The sequence below is a fragment of the Tsukamurella conjunctivitidis genome (assembly GCF_007858475.1).
Lineage (GTDB): Bacteria > Actinomycetota > Actinomycetes > Mycobacteriales > Mycobacteriaceae > Tsukamurella > Tsukamurella conjunctivitidis.
On record NZ_VIGX01000013.1, the window covers coordinates 43,154 to 55,628 of the forward strand.

Genomic DNA, 12,475 nt, shown 5'->3' on the forward strand with positions numbered 1-12,475 from the left:
GTCGCGTTGGATTGCACAACGTTCCCGCTTCCGCGGGCCGCGTCGGATCGCTCATGGCCAGTACTCCCCCAGCGCGTCGGCGAGGCGCTGCCGCGTCCGCTGCAGGTGCCCGCGCACCGATCCCTCGGTGGTCCGCAGGACGCCGGCGATCTCGGCGACCGAGAGTCCGTCGACCTCCCGGAGCCACCACGCCGCACGGGCCGGGTACGGCAGCCGAGCGAGCTCCCTCCCGAGCGCGTCGAGGAAGTCCCGGTCGGTCGCCTTCTCCACGGGCCCGGGCCCGCTCGCCACGGCCTCGTCCACGACCTCCGAATCGACGACCGGCGCGCGACGACGCAGCACGTCAGCGGTCTTCCGGGCCGCGATCGAGAACAGCCAGGTCCGCAGGCTCGACCGGTAGGCGAAATTCGGGAGCGCCTTCCAGGCCGCGATGAGCGACTCCTGCACGATGTCGTCGCAATCGCTGCGTTCGGGCATGGTCCGCGCGACGAAGCGGTGCAGCGCGGGCGCGTGGCGCTGCACGAGCACGTCGAAGGCCGCGGCGTCACCCCTCTGGGCGCGCCGGGTCAGGGTCTCGTCGGACAGCGACGGCAGCAGCTCCGAGTCGAACAACCACCCTCCTGATGTGAGATGGGTCACAATCGCGTGCCGATCTCCGAGAGCCGGCGACTCACCTAGTGTGCCGGAACGGATCCCGGTACATCAGTCGACACAAGGAGACGGAAGATGACCTCGACCACCACCAAGCCCTCCGCAGCGGCCACCGACGAGCCGACGGCCGGCAAGCCGGGCTCCGCGGTCTCCACTCAGGTCGGTCGCGGCAGCACGAGCATCGCCGACATCGTCGTGTCCAAGATCGCCGGCATCGCGGCGCGCGAGGTCGACGGCGTGTACGACCTCGGCGGCCAGGCCGCCCGCGTGGTCGGCCGCATTCGTGAGACCCTCCCCGGCGCGCCCGATCTGACGCAGGGCGTCACCGTCGAGGTGGGCGAGAAGCAGGCGGCCGTGGATGTGGCGATCGTCGCCGAGTACGGTGTCGCGATCCACGATCTCGCCGCGGGTATCCGCAGCAACGTCATCGACGCCGTCGAGACGATGACCGGCCTCGAAGTGACCGAGGTCAACGTCACCGTCCACGACGTCCACTTCGCCGACGACGACGAGGCCGCCGAGGAGACCTCGACCGAGCCGCGAGTCCAGTGAGCAAGGCGCACGCAGCGCGCGTCGACGGGGTCGTCGCCGCGGTGACGGCCATCGACGGCGTCGTGGACGTCCACGCCGGCGGCCCCGGCTCGCCCGCTACCCACCTGCCGGGCCGGACGGTCCGCGGGATCCGCCTCGACGACGAGGGCGGGCAGGTCTGCGTCGTCCTCGAGTTCCGCCGCGACATCGACCTCGTCGACCTCGCGGACCGGGTCCGACGGGCGGCGACCGACGCTGCGGGGGTCCCCGTCGACGTCGTCGTGTCCGACATCGTGGTCTCCGACCTCCCGGAGTCCGCTTCTTCGAAGGAGTACACCGCATGACACCAGGGAACTTCACCGTCTGGGGAGGCGTGATCGGCCTCCTGGTGGCGATCGCCGTCGTCGTCGGCGGGCTCGTCGGCTTCCTGCTCGCGATCGTCCTCGGGGTGGCCGGCATGGCCGTGGGTGCCCACTTCGACGGCCTGATCGACCTCACCGCTCTGCGGCGGCGCGACCGGAGCTGACCATGACCACCGAATCGGTCACTCCCGATACCGCACCCGACGCCACCGATGCACCCGGCCGGTCGGGCGCGGAGCGGGCGGTCGAGACCGCCGACCGGGGTCGCACCGTGATCGACGACCGCGTGCGGCGCAAGCTGATCGAGCACGCCGTCCTGACGGTGCCCGGCACCGAACGCCGCCGGGGGCTGGCGACCCGGCAGCTCCCGGCCGTCCGGTTCGCCGATCGCGACCGGAACGACGTCGACGTGCAGATCGCGGCCGAATGGCCGCTCGACGCCGCCCGCCTGGTCCCGTCCGTGCGCACCGCCATCGATGACGAACTCGCCCGCAGCCTCGGTTCCACCCCGGAGGACGTCCACGTGCACATCACCCGCATCAGCGACGAGCGCACGACCTCCGCCGCCGCGTTCGCGCACCGACGCCCCCTCCCCGAGCGGGAGGAGCCGACGGCGGCACGGACCCTGCGCAAGCAGGCGCCCCGCCGGACCGCCGGAGCGAGCATCGCGACGGTTCCGCTCCTGCTGTGCGTCCTGGCTCTCGGCGTCCTCGCCGTGCGCGACACCGTCGTCTCGCTGGGATGGGTGGCGGGCCACCGATGGCTCGACACGGTCCCCCGCATCGCGGACGACGTGCAGTGGGCCTGGTGGGCGTGGCCGGCGACGATCGGTGCGATCGTGCTGGGCCTGGTGCTGCTCATCGCGGCCGTGAAACCGCGGCGGCGCAGCCACGCGCCGGTGACCGACGACCTCTGGTTCAGCCGGCGCATCGCCGCCGACCGCCGCACCGCCGAGGAGGTGGCCCGATGAAGACCTCGACCCGCGTGATCGACCGGCTGGTCGCCGGCCTGGTCGGGATCGTCCTGCTCGGCGGGGGCCTCTGGGCCCTCGGCTACCGGCTCGGCCAGCGCACGGCCACGGACGCCACCCGCCGGGTGTCGACCGCGACCATCACGCGGCTGCCCGACGAACCGTGGTGGCCCGCCGTGATCGGCGCAGCCGGCGTGGTGCTGATCCTCGGCACGCTGTGGCTGCTGGTGCGGCACCTGCGGAGCGCGTCCACGCGCACCGTCCCCACCGACGGTGGCGGCACCGTCGACCTGGGCCGGGTCGGCGACGCGGTCGCCGCGGACCTGTCGCGGAGCCCGCTGATCCGCCGGGCCCGGCCGTCGACCGTCGTGGAGAAGGGCCGGCCGATCGTCCGGATGGCGGTCAGCGTCGTCCCCGACGCGTCGGTCGAGGACCTGACGGCGCTCGCGTCGGCAGCACGACGCGAGGTCACCGCGGCCACCAACCCCGACGTCGGCTTCCAGATCCTGGTGAACGACCGGCGGGGCGACAAAGGACTTGGGGAACGCCCCCGAGAAGAGGAACACCGAACGATCTCCGAGAGGACATAGGCATGGGAATCGCAGACGACGCCAAGAACAAGGCCGAGGACCTCAAGGGTCGCGCGAAGGAGGCCGCGGGCGCGGCCACCGGCGATGACGATCTCAAGGCCGAGGGCCAGGCCGATCAGGGCCTCGCGGCGGCGAAGGAGAAGATCGCGGACGCGGCCGACAAGGTCAAGGAGGGCGTCGACGCCGTCAAGGACAAGCTGACCGGTAACTGAATCCGCCCAGGTGGGACGCGATTGCAAACGTTCACCCAGCGGGACGGCCCCTGCTCTTGCACAATCAAAGCCTCGGGGGCCGTCCTCGGGTCAGTACATCGTGTTCACCGGAAGGCAACGACATGAGTTTCGCAGACGACGCGAAGAGCAAGGCCGAGGATCTGAAGGGCCGTGCCCAGGAGGCCGCCAGCAAGGTGCAGGGCGACATCGATTCGGCCGCCGCCACCGCCAAGGAGAAGGCCGCCGAGTTCGGCGACAAGGTCAAGGGCGAGGCGAACTCCCTCAAGGACAAGCTCTCGGGCGACTGACGCACCGCAGTACTGACACCGAGGCCGGTCGCCGCGACCGGCCTCGGTGCTCCGCCGGGGCGAACCGGCGGTCTACCCTGGCGTGGTGGCCACTGAGAACCCGTCCCGCCCCGCGCCGCTGAGCATCCGCTCCGATCTCGACGCCCTCCCCGCGTACGTCCCGGGGAAGTCCGCGCCCGGTGCGATCAAGCTCGCCTCCAACGAGATCGTCGACGGCCCGCTGCCGTCCGTCGCCGCCGCCCTCACGGAGGTGCTGCGCAGCGCGAACCGGTATCCCGACAACGGCGCCACGGCACTCAAGGCCGAGCTGGCGAAGCTCACGGGCGCCACCGAGGAACAGGTGCACGCGGGCTGCGGATCCGTGGCGCTGTGCCAGGACCTGGTGCAGGTCACCTGCCGTCCGGGCGACGAGGTGATCTTCGCGTGGCGCAGTTTCGAGGCCTACCCGATCGTCACCCGGGTCGTCGGCGCGACGCCGGTCCAGGTCCCGCTCACCGCCGACCACGAACACGACCTCGATGCGATGGCCGCCGCGATCACCGACCGCACGCGCCTGATCTTCATCTGCAACCCGAACAACCCGACCGGCACGACGGTCTCCGCGGAGGCGCTCGAGGCGTTCCTGGAGAAGGTGCCGCCCCACGTCGTCGTGGCCCTCGACGAGGCCTACTACGAGTACCACCGCGCCAACGAGCAGACGGGCGAGCGCATCGACGGTGCCGCCCTGATCTCCCGGCACCGCAACGTGATCGCGTTGCGCACCTTCTCCAAGGCCTACGGGCTCGCGGGCCTGCGCGTGGGCTACGCCATCGCCGATCCGGAGCTGATCGCCGCGCTCACCAAGGTCCACCTCCCCTTCTCCGTCAGCGTCCCCGCGCAGGCCGCCGCGATCGCCTCGCTGCACGCGGGCGACGAGTTGCTCGCCCGCACCGAGGCCGTCGTCGCCGAACGCGCCCGCGTCCGGGAGGCGCTGCTGGGCGCCGGATTCGAGGTCCCGCACACGCAGGCGAACTTCGTCTGGCTGCCCCTGGGCGCCGATGCCCTGCGGTTCACCGCCGACGCCGCCGAGGCGGGCCTTCTGGTCCGGGGCTTCGACGGGGCCGGGGTCCGCGTCACCGTGACCGATCCCGAGGAGAACGACGCCTTCCTCGCCTTCGCCACGGGGTGGCGGCGGTGAGCCTCGGCAGGTACGAGTTCGCCTTCACCGCACACGTTCCCGTGCGCTGGTCGGATATGGACGCGCTGGGCCACGTCAACCACGCGCGGATGGTGACGCTGCTGGAGGAGGCGCGCATTCAATGGCTGCTCTCCGCCGGCGAGAAGTACGCGCCGCTGATCAAGAGCGCCTTCATCGCCGACGTCGCGATCAAGTACAAGGCGCAGCTGTACCACGAGGATTCGCCGGTCCAGGTGGGCATGTACATCGCGTCGAACCGCAGCGTCGACTTCACCATCGGCTACGAGGTGCGGGCCCGCGAAGCGGCTCCGGAGTCGAAGCCCGCGATCCTCGCGACCACGCAGATGGCCGTGGTCGACATCGACAAGCGCAGCCTGCGGCGCCTCACCGACGAGGAGAAGTCCTACCTGGCGTCCTGGTCGCGCGGCTGAGCCGGGGCCGGCTTCCACGCCTTCGGCGCCTCGCCCGGCAGCGCCGCTCCGGGGCGGGCGCCGTCTCGACCGCCGGCCCCGGCCGAGGGCCCGGCAGGGCCGTGTCCCCCGCCCGGCAGAGCACGCCGCGCACCGTCGGGCAGCGCGGGCGGGAGGTCGCCGCGCGCGCCCATGATCTGACCGGCGACGCGGCGCGCGCTCTGCGTGGAGATCTCGCGCTCGCCCGCGCGCTGCACCAGCTCGTGGATCTGTTGGTCGATCGACTCGATGGACATGCGCCGCGGACGCTTGGAATCCGCGACGTCCACGAGGTCGCCCACGTGGGTGAGCGCGGTGACCCGGTCGACGAGCTCGTCCCACACCTTGTCGAGCTCGCCCGCGCGGGTGCCGTCGGCGAGGCCGGGCGCGTAGCGCAGCTGACCCCACACCGACTTGAGCTGCACGACGTCGGCGGAGATCTGCACCAGGTCGGTCGGCAGGTCGAGCTGGCCGAGTTGCTCGTCGAACTCGCCGGCGCTCACCGAGCGGGAGTAACTGACCTTGTCGTAGACGAGGCCCGCGACGAAGAGCAGCACGTCGTAGCGGTCCTCGAAGACGAGTAGGCCCTCGTCGGGGGCGCCGTGTCCGTCGACCCAGCCCGCGAGCTGCGGCGCGAGCCGCAGGGCCGGCCCGGCCACTCGCGCGACGGTGCGTGCGGCTACCGCCGCGGCCGACGGGGTCACCGGCAGCGGGGTCAGGCACAGCGCGTCGAACAGGGCGTCGCGCTCGTCCAGGTCGAGGTGCACCGCGTCCTTGCGCGCGCGGCGCACCGCGCGCACGCCCGCGGCGAAGGACAGCCGGTTGAGGGTGAAGGCGTGCCGGAAGCCCGCCAGCTTGCGCCGGGCATCGGCGGCGCGGACGGCGTCGGCCGCCGCCCTGGCCTGCTGCAGCGGGTTCGGCGGAGTACCGTCGGCGGCCGGTGCGGGCACCTCGTGCTCGGCGATCCGGCTGAGCCGGCGCAGCTTGGAGTAGCCGCCGATGTCCGGGAAGGCCCGCTCGGTGTCGAAGCGGTTGAGCACCACTTCACGAGCAGCGGGCGACAGGTGTCCGGCGCCGATGAGCAGCGCCGCCTCGTCGGAGAGCTCCCGGCGCGGCATGGGAATGGCGCGCGCATCGCACCACCGGCGCACCGGTGCCTCGATGTGCACCTCAGGCTCCTGCGCGGACATCCGTCACCCCCTTCTCCGTCGTCGTGCGCCTTTCATCATCCCCGAAGGGCAGGGCGGCGCGCAGCGCCCACGCGAGCGGGATGCTGACCGCGGAGGTCGCGAGGAAGGCCACGGCGATGTTCCCGGTGAAGGGCCGCCAGCCGAGGACGTCGAGGAGCAGCACGTCCATGACGATGAGGTGCACCAGGAAATACTCGTAGGAGATCCCGCCGAGCCACACAATCGGACGGCTGCCCAGCAGTCGGTGGTAGAGCGATCCGGAGTGCGGTGCGAGCCCGAGCGGTGCGATCAGCGCGGCCGCGATCACCAGGTACAACGCGGATTTCACGATGGCCTCGACGGGACTCCTCGGCACCATCGTGGGCGGCCCGCCGATCACGGGCAGCGCGGAGACGACGAAGGCGAGCAGCGCCACCGCGAGGCAGGCGGCCGTGGCGCCGCGCGGCCACCGTCGGGCCTGCGCGGCCGCCACGGTCAGGGCCATCCCCGCCAGGAACCACCAGAGGTAGGCGGGCGGCCACATGCGGGCCGTGAGCTCGATGGACGGGGCGATCACGATCCACACCGGGGTGATCGCGGCGAGCGCAGCGAGGCCGGCGAGCAGCCTCCCGGGATGCCACCGATACCGGCACAGCAGCGCGGTCAGTATCCACCCGATCAGCGGGAGCGCGAGGTAGAAGGCCATCTCGACGGCCAGGCTCCACGCCTGCGTGAGGCCGACCCGCAGGTGCCCGAAGCCGTAGATCTGGGTGAAGGTGAGGTTCCGGACGAGACCGTCGATCCCGCCGCCGGACGGATTGGGTTCGTGCCGGACGAGGCCCAGCGCGTACACGACGATCACGACCACCCAGTACGCCGGGACGACGCGCCGGAACCGGTGCCAGGCGTACCGTCGCAGGTCCGGCTGCTGAGCGGAACCGTCCTGCAGCAGGCGCACCCACGGCCGGAACAGCAGGAACCCCGAGAGCGCGAAGAAGATCGGCACACCGATCTCGAACCGCGCCCAGAGGTGGCCGACGAAGTCGTCGGTGTAGTGCCCCGTCGAGAAGGCGGCGTGCGTCAGGCACACCGTGGCCGCCGCGACGGCGCGCAGCCCGGTGAGCGGCGCTACCCGACTCTGCATCCGTTCATCTTGCCCGCCCGACCCCGGGGCTCGTCCAGCGCCCGGGCGGCGCTCGACCGGGCCCGACGGTGCGCGGCTCACGCGCCGGGCGCCGCCCGGAAGGCCCGGCGGTAGCCGAGCGGCGTCATGCCGGTGTCGCGCCGCAGGTGGGCCCGTAGACCGGCGCCCGTACCGAGCCCGGCGTCGCGGGCGACGGCGTCGACGGACAGCTCGGTGGTCTCCAGCAGCTCGCGGGCGCGGTCGAGCCGGCGGCGCAGGATCCACGCCCCCGGGGTCTGTCCGGTCTCCTCGCGGAACCGCCGGTTGAAGGTCCGCACCGACATCCCCGCCCGACGCGCGAGGACCTCCACCGACAGGTTCTCGTGCAGGTTGCGGGCGGCCCAGTCCCGCGGTTCGACGGTGCTGCCCGCCCCGCTCACCGGCACGGGCACGTCGATGAACTGGGCCTGCGTACCCTCGCGCGCGGGCGGGACGACGCAGTGTCGCGCGACCTTGTTCGCGACGGCGGCGCCGTGGTCGCTGCGGATCAGGTGCAGGCACAGGTCGAGCCCGGCGGCGAGGCCGGCGGAGGTGAAGACGTCGCCGTCGTCGGTGAACAGGACGTGGTCGACGAGCCCGACGGACGGGTAGAGCGCGCGCAGCTGCGCGCCGTACTTCCAGTGCGTGGTCACGCTCCGCCCGTCGAGCAGGCCCGCGGCGGCGAGCACGAAGGCGCCGGTGCAGATGGAGACGATGCGGGTGCCCGGCCGGATGGTGGCGAGCGCGGCGCGGACGTCGTCGGGCAGGGTGCCGTCGAACCGCGGACCGGCGATCTTCGTACCCGGCACGATCACCGTGTCGGCGAGGGCGAGTGCCTCGGGGCCCGCCTCGGGGGTGATCGCGTAGCCGCCGGTCGCGCGGACGGGATTCCGGTCGACGCCGCAGGTGATCACCCGGTAGAGAGGCCGGTCGGCCTCGTCGGTGGCCTCGGAGAAGCACATCGGCGGGATCGCGGCGTCGAAGCCGACGATCGGTTCCAGCAGCAGGACGGCGACGACATGCATGGCACGATTCTTTCATATCCTGTCATTAATGCCACTGGTTCGAGTCCGCGGAATCCGGGAATCTGGTCCGGTGACTACACCGCTGAGGCGCCTGCGCGCGCCGCACTACGCCTGGATCGTGGCCGGCGTCGCCTTCGTGACGATGCTGGGCGCGGCCGGTTTCCGGTCCGTCCCCGGTGTGATGATGGACCCGCTGCACATGGAGTTCGGCTGGTCGCACGCGACGATCGGCGCCGCCATGTCGGTGAACATGGCGCTCTTCGGGCTGACCGCCCCCTTCTCCGCGGCGCTCATGGACAAGCTGGGCGTGCGGCCGGTGGTGATCGGCGCGCTCACGCTCGTCGCCGCCGGCACCGGGCTCGCGGTCTTCATGACCGACGCCTGGCAGCTGGTGCTGCTGTGGGGCGTGCTGGTGGGGCTGGGTACCGGCTCGCTCTCGACGGCCTTCGTCGCGACGATCGCCATGCGGTGGTTCGTCGCCCGTCGGGGCCTGGTCACCGGCGTGCTCACCGCGGCCAGCGCCACCGGTCAACTGATCTTCCTCCCGGTGGTCGCCGCGCTGTCGGAGGCGCACGGCTGGCGCACCGCGACCCTCGTGGTCACCGCCGTCGCCGTCGCGGTGATCCCCGTGGCCGGCCTGTTCCTGCGGTCGTGGCCGGCGCAGCTGGGCCTGCCGCCCTTCGGCGGCTCCGAGGTGGTGGCCCCGGCCGCCCCCGCCGGCGGCGCGGTGAAGGCGGCCTTCGCGGGCCTCGCGGCGGGCGCCCGGCGCCCCGCCTTCTGGCTGCTCGCCGCGAGCTTCGCCATCTGCGGCGCCACGACCAACGGCCTGCTGCAGACGCACTTCATCCCCGCCGCCGGCGACCACGGGATGCCCGCCACCGCGGCCGCCTCGTTGCTCGCGCTCATCGGCGTCTTCGACGTGATCGGCACCATCGCCTCGGGCTGGCTCACCGACCGCGTCGACTCCCGGATCCTGCTCGTCGTCTACTACCTCGGGCGCGGACTGGCTCTCGCCCTGCTCCCCGCCCTGCTGTCGCCGGGGATCGCGCCGGGCCTGCTCGTCTTCATCCTGTTCTACGGCCTCGACTGGGTGGCGACGGTGCCGCCCACGATGGCGCTGGCCCGCGAGCACTTCGGCGAGTCGACCCCCGTCGTCTTCGGTTGGATCTTCGCCTCGCACCAGCTGGGTGCCGCCGTCGCGGCCTTCGGCGCCGGGTACATCCGCGACGCGTCGGGCGGCTACGACCCGGCGTTCTACACCGCGGGCGCCCTCTGCGTGGCCGCCGCGGCGATGTGCTGGACGATCCCGCGGGCGCGCGCCCGGGCGGCCGAGCCGGAGCCGGTCGCCGTCTGAGCCGTCAGACCGAGGCCTCGGTGAACAGGCGCAGCCCCTCCGCCCGCACGTGCGCCCGGTCGTCGGCCTCGACGACGCCCGCGAGCCGAACCCCGGCCACGACGCCGGCGGCGGCCGGACCGCCCACCTCCAGCCGGTCCTCCGGCCACGTCGTGGCCTCGCGCACCTCGCGGTACTCGACGGTGGCCGGATCGATGTCGAGCTCGCCGGTGCGTTCCCGCACGTAGGTGCCGGTCTCCTCGAGCAGAACCTCGACGGTGCCGAGGACCGCCGGCGCCGGACCGGCGTCGTGCCAGCCCAGGCTCATGATGAGATCGGTGCGGTAGGGATCGGTCACGGAGAAGCCCAGCTGCGCGTACAGATCGCCGACCCGCACCAGCCCCGACGCGGGATCCCAGTCGAGCACCTCGGGCGCCGGGTAGCCGGGCCGCCGGCTGGGGTGCAGGGTGAGCGAACCGCGCACCGTCCCGCCGACGCGGGGCACCGTGCCGCAGCACTGGTACTCCCAGTTCGAGATGTGCACGTACACGAGCGACACGTCCAGCGACCAAGCAGAATTCACGACTCTGCACCGGGGTGTTCGATTATCCGCACGTAGGTTCCACGGGCTCCCGGCGTACCTCCGCGGCTATCGTAGCCATGCCCCGTCGAAGCGGTGCGATTACACGCACCGAGCGCCGGGATGTCGCCGCCGGCGACGAGAGCGCCCGTGTCGCTCGGGCTCGACGGTCAGGCCGTCTCGACGTCGTCCGGCTCGACGAGCAGCCGCACCATCAACTCGGTCGGCGGATCGTTCGGATCGGGCTCCGTGTACAACACCCCGAAGATCTCCGCGTCACGCCCGAACGCGCTCATCGCGCTGGCCTGAAGGACCTCACCGCGCACCACGCGGGTCAGGTGGGCGAGGACGCCGCCCTTGTCGAGCCGTCGATCGCTGAGGTCGACGACGATGCAGTCGCCCTCGCGCGGCACCGCGCTGCCGAAGCATTCAGTCGGGCCGGTGAGGTGCAGTGTCCTCTCGGCGCGCTCCTCGTCGGCGAGCCGCTCCTCGATCTCGGCATCCGTCGGAATCCGCAGTTCCGTCACGCGCAGCCCGACGACGACACCGATCGTGGCCGCGCCGCCGCTCTCGAGCTGTTCCTCGGGCCAGCGCGTGGCCTCGTCGACGTCGTGGAACTCCCGCGAATCCGGGTCGACCAGGAGCGTCCGGTCCTCGCCGATCGGGAGGAACCGCCCCGTCTCCTCGACCACGCGCTCGATGATCCCGGTCACCGCCGGCCTCGCGTCACTCTCGTGCCAGCCCAGCGCGAGAAGCAGTTCCCCGTCGGGCTCCGAGAGACCGTGGCCGAGCTGCGCGACGGTCGATCCGAGGTGCACCAACCCGGTGCGCGGGTCGAAGCCGGTGACCTCGGGCGCTCGATGGCCGGGGAGCTCGCTCCGGTAGACGGTGAGCGTGCCGCTCAGCTCGGCGCCGACGCGGGGAGCCGTGCCGCAGCACTGGTACTCCCAGGTGTCGATGTGGACGTACAGCAGGGAATCGTCGTACGACGACGGAGTGTTCACGTCATTTCACCGGGCGATGGACGAACCGCGGCGCGAAGGCCCCGGGGCCCGGTGTACCTGTGTTCAGTCTAGCGAAGACCGCACGCGGGATACAAGATTCAGCAGAAGCCGCACTCGCCGTTGGCGGCGAGCTGGGTGAAGCAGTTGGGGCAGAGCTTCGCCGGACGGGGCTCGGGCTTGGCCGGCGCCGCCGTCTTCGTCGCCCGGGCCGACGGTGCCTTCGCCGCCCGCGGGGCCGCGGGGGTGCGGGCCTTCACGACCCGGCCGTTCGAGGCGGCCTTCGCGGGCTTGATCTTCGCGGCGCGCGCGGCGGCGGCCCGCCGGGCCTCCTCGAGCTTCGGCGTGAGCTGCGGGGCCGCGCCGGCGGGCACCGTCGCACCGAAGTGGAGGTAGCAGGCGAACCGGGCCGCGGCCGCGTGCTGATCCAGGTTCTCCGGGACCGGCAGGTCCGCGGCGGCGACGGCGTAGGCGTAGCCCTCGCCGACGGTCTGGTCGTGCGCGACCATGAGAGCGACCAGCGGCGGCTCACCGGCGGCCTGACAGCGGTCCGTGACGCGGCGCTGCAGCGCGGCCACCCAGAGGCGGACGGGCGCGCGGGTGGCAACGCCGGCGTCGGCTTGTGCGCGAGCGGCGAGTTCGGCGTAACTGATGAAGGATCCGTACCGTCCGGCGAGTTCGACGAGGGCGGCGTGGGCCGTCTCCGCCCACAGATCGAGCGCCTCGGAGAAGGGCACGGACAGCTCGTTGGCGGTGCGCCAGGCTTCGAGGTCGATCGGGTCTTCGGGGGCAGCAGCACCGGCTTCGCTCACCCTCCCAGTTTCGGCTATCCATGGGCTACAACGCAAACCGTCGACCTCGACGTGAACTCGACCACACCTCGGCGCGGACGGGACCAAGGCGGCACGGGCATTCTTGGAGGATCGGACAAGTCCCCGGATCGATCGCGCCGATA

General features: G+C 72.2%; 17 protein-coding genes. 10 read left to right on the plus strand and 7 right to left on the minus strand.

The features are described from left to right. Positions 1–51: 51 nt before the first annotated feature. A complete protein-coding gene (locus FK530_RS18265; RefSeq protein ID WP_146488407.1) occupies positions 52–612 on the minus strand; it encodes an RNA polymerase sigma factor in 561 nt (186 codons plus the stop codon). Between the two features lie 114 nt (positions 613–726). Here FK530_RS18265 and FK530_RS18270 point away from each other — a divergent pair, with 114 nt between their 5' ends. The 9 genes from FK530_RS18270 (at position 727) to FK530_RS18310 (ending at position 5,232) form a co-directional block, all read left to right on the plus strand. Beyond that, positions 727–1,203, plus strand: a complete 477-nt coding sequence (locus FK530_RS18270; protein ID WP_146488408.1) for an Asp23/Gls24 family envelope stress response protein — start codon at positions 727–729, stop codon at positions 1,201–1,203. Beyond that, complete coding sequence (locus FK530_RS18275; RefSeq protein WP_146488409.1) at positions 1,200–1,526, plus strand: hypothetical protein; 327 nt, start codon at positions 1,200–1,202, stop codon at positions 1,524–1,526. Before FK530_RS18270 ends, FK530_RS18275 begins: the two co-directional genes overlap by 4 nt. Beyond that, positions 1,523–1,708, plus strand: coding sequence for a DUF2273 domain-containing protein (locus tag FK530_RS18280; protein ID WP_146488410.1), 186 nt, complete (start codon positions 1,523–1,525; stop codon positions 1,706–1,708). Before FK530_RS18275 ends, FK530_RS18280 begins: the two co-directional genes overlap by 4 nt. A gap of 2 nt (positions 1,709–1,710) precedes the next feature. Next, a complete protein-coding gene (locus tag FK530_RS18285; protein WP_146488411.1) occupies positions 1,711–2,514 on the plus strand; it encodes a hypothetical protein in 804 nt (267 codons plus the stop codon). Then, positions 2,511–3,104, plus strand: coding sequence for an Asp23/Gls24 family envelope stress response protein (locus FK530_RS18290; RefSeq protein WP_191834141.1), 594 nt, complete (start codon positions 2,511–2,513; stop codon positions 3,102–3,104). Before FK530_RS18285 ends, FK530_RS18290 begins: the two co-directional genes overlap by 4 nt. A 2-nt stretch (positions 3,105–3,106) precedes the next feature. Next, complete coding sequence (locus FK530_RS18295) at positions 3,107–3,316, plus strand: CsbD family protein (protein WP_146488412.1); 210 nt, start codon at positions 3,107–3,109, stop codon at positions 3,314–3,316. Between the two features lie 122 nt (positions 3,317–3,438). Beyond that, the gene (locus FK530_RS18300) at positions 3,439–3,624 is read left to right on the plus strand and encodes a CsbD family protein (protein WP_146488413.1); all 186 of its coding nucleotides are present in this window, start codon (positions 3,439–3,441) and stop codon (positions 3,622–3,624) included. A gap of 85 nt (positions 3,625–3,709) precedes the next feature. After that, the gene (hisC, locus tag FK530_RS18305; RefSeq protein ID WP_146488414.1) at positions 3,710–4,801 is read left to right on the plus strand and encodes a histidinol-phosphate transaminase; all 1,092 of its coding nucleotides are present in this window, start codon (positions 3,710–3,712) and stop codon (positions 4,799–4,801) included. After that, a complete protein-coding gene (locus tag FK530_RS18310) occupies positions 4,798–5,232 on the plus strand; it encodes an acyl-CoA thioesterase (RefSeq protein WP_146488415.1) in 435 nt (144 codons plus the stop codon). The genes hisC and FK530_RS18310 overlap by 4 nt, the downstream gene beginning before the upstream one ends. On the opposite strand, the gene FK530_RS18315 is transcribed toward FK530_RS18310, so the two are convergent. The 3 genes from FK530_RS18315 to FK530_RS18325 all read right to left on the minus strand — a co-directional run bounded on the left by FK530_RS18315 (position 5,205) and on the right by FK530_RS18325 (position 8,606). Continuing rightward, complete coding sequence (locus tag FK530_RS18315) at positions 5,205–6,440, minus strand: hypothetical protein (protein WP_146488416.1); 1,236 nt, start codon at positions 6,438–6,440, stop codon at positions 5,205–5,207. The two genes, FK530_RS18310 and FK530_RS18315, sit on opposite strands and share 28 nt — an antisense overlap. Next, the gene (locus tag FK530_RS18320; protein ID WP_146488417.1) at positions 6,421–7,563 is read right to left on the minus strand and encodes an acyltransferase family protein; all 1,143 of its coding nucleotides are present in this window, start codon (positions 7,561–7,563) and stop codon (positions 6,421–6,423) included. Before FK530_RS18320 ends, FK530_RS18315 begins: the two co-directional genes overlap by 20 nt. A 77-nt stretch (positions 7,564–7,640) precedes the next feature. Continuing rightward, positions 7,641–8,606, minus strand: coding sequence for a GlxA family transcriptional regulator (locus FK530_RS18325; protein ID WP_146488418.1), 966 nt, complete (start codon positions 8,604–8,606; stop codon positions 7,641–7,643). A 28-nt stretch (positions 8,607–8,634) separates the two neighbouring features. On the opposite strand from FK530_RS18325, the gene FK530_RS18330 reads away from it, so the two are divergent. Then, positions 8,635–9,960 (plus strand): MFS transporter, encoded by a 1,326-nt coding sequence (locus tag FK530_RS18330; protein ID WP_191834140.1) that lies wholly within the window; start codon positions 8,635–8,637, stop codon positions 9,958–9,960. Between the two features lie 4 nt (positions 9,961–9,964). On the opposite strand, the gene FK530_RS18335 is transcribed toward FK530_RS18330, so the two are convergent. The 3 genes from FK530_RS18335 to FK530_RS18345 all read right to left on the minus strand — a co-directional run bounded on the left by FK530_RS18335 (position 9,965) and on the right by FK530_RS18345 (position 12,332). Further along, positions 9,965–10,522 carry a DUF6578 domain-containing protein gene (locus FK530_RS18335; RefSeq protein ID WP_146488419.1) on the minus strand — a complete coding sequence of 186 codons (558 nt, stop codon included), beginning with the start codon at positions 10,520–10,522 and terminating at the stop codon, positions 9,965–9,967. Positions 10,523–10,689: 167 nt separating this feature from the next. Beyond that, positions 10,690–11,523, minus strand: coding sequence for a DUF6578 domain-containing protein (locus FK530_RS18340; protein ID WP_146488420.1), 834 nt, complete (start codon positions 11,521–11,523; stop codon positions 10,690–10,692). Between the two features lie 98 nt (positions 11,524–11,621). Next, positions 11,622–12,332: a hypothetical protein gene (locus FK530_RS18345; RefSeq protein ID WP_146488421.1), complete on the minus strand. Its 711-nt coding sequence runs from the start codon at positions 12,330–12,332 to the stop codon at positions 11,622–11,624. Positions 12,333–12,475: the final 143 nt, after the last annotated feature.